This window comes from Tunicatimonas sp., assembly GCF_049647865.1.
Lineage (GTDB): Bacteria > Bacteroidota > Bacteroidia > Cytophagales > Cyclobacteriaceae > Tunicatimonas.
The window spans coordinates 1-1,562 of the sequence record NZ_JBARYM010000773.1; the positions used below are offsets into that span (position 1 = coordinate 1).

General features: G+C 46.5%; 1 protein-coding gene. It reads left to right on the forward strand.

The window, feature by feature from the left end:
- Positions 1-1,475: M28 family peptidase (locus tag WBA23_RS22545; protein WP_424584536.1), on the forward strand; the 1,475-nt coding region annotated here is incomplete at its 5' end.
- Positions 1,476-1,562 lie beyond the last annotated feature (87 nt).

A 1,562-nucleotide genomic window follows, 5' to 3' on the forward strand; every position in this document is an offset into this window, starting at 1 on the left:
TTATATTTACCTTTATTGGGTTCTTCGCCTACCTGTCTGCTTTTTCTCAAACAACTTCAGAAAATGCTGTTCCTGATGTGATTAATCAATCCCAGGTAGAAGCTCACATTCGTTTCTTAGCATCCGATGCGCTTAAAGGGCGAGACACTGGCTCGCCTGAACTTAATATTGCCGCTCAGTACATTGCTTCTTACTTTCAGAGCTACGGTTTATCACCAGCGGATAGCAGTGAGGGGTATTTTCAGTCGGTTAGCTTGTTTAAAGAAAGCACGCTTTCATCAGCTACGCTGGCTTTCCAAGAGGAAGAATTTCAACTAGTAGAAAATATGCTGGTGTTATCGGGAGATAGTTTGACTGAAGAGGCCCCGGTGATATTCGTGAACTACGGAATGTCCGAAGACTTGAAGGGGAAAGATTTAGAGGGAAAAATTGCCGTAGCATTGATAGGGCGTCCCGGTGATACCAATCCGCAGAGTGCTTTCTTCGCTACCACCGAAAAGCAGCAGCAAATTACTGAAATGGGCGGTGTTGCGCTGGTGGAGTTATACCGCTCGGCACAAATTCCGTGGTCGCTACTGGTGCGTTACCTGAATACTGAACAAATGAAAGTAGGTAATGAGTCACCCGAAGAAAAGCTTCCTGTTGTTTGGCTTAATGACGGGCAGAGTACGCTAAAAACGCTGTTTGAAGGAAACACGGGGGAGGCAGCTACACTGAATGTCGGCAGTAAGGCTAGACAACCGATTGATACCAAAAATGTAGTAGGTATGATAGAGGGTACTGATCCTAATCTCCGCAATGAATACGTTGTGCTATCGGCTCACTACGATCATGTAGGAGTAAACCCACAGGCCACTGGTGCTGAAGACTCAATTTACAACGGAGCCCGAGATAATGCAATGGGTACCACTGCTTTGCTAAGTGCTGCTCAGTACTTTTCCGAAAATCCACCGCAACGTTCCATCCTATTTCTGGCCTTTACGGGCGAAGAAAAGGGACTGCTTGGTAGCCAGTACTACACCGAAAATCCGCTAGTACCAATGAACCAGGTGGTGTTTAATCTAAATACTGATGGGGCGGGGTACAACGATACCACCAAAGTAACCGCTATTGGGTTGGAGCGCACTTCCGCTCAAGAGGCTATTGCATCTGCAAGCCAATCAGTAAATTTAGAGGCAATTATGGACCCAGTACCTGAGCAAAATCTTTATGATCGGTCAGATAATGTAAACTTTGCTAAGTTGGGAGTTCCATCGGTAACTTTCGCCCCGGGCACTACGGATTTCGGTCCTGAAATTATGAAGTACTATCATCAGGTAACTGATGAGGTTGAAAGCCTGAGCTTCAACTACGTTGAGAAGTACTGCGAAGCCTTTGTGCAAGCCGCTGAGAACATTGCTAGTATGAGCCAAGCACCCACTTGGCAAAAAGGCGATAAGTACGAAGAAGCAGGGAAGCAACTATACGGACGATAGCTCTGCGGGATGGTTAAAGGTGAAGGGTAAACGAGAGGGTACGGAAGTGTCTATGCCTTCCGCACCTTGTGCCATTGACCCTATACC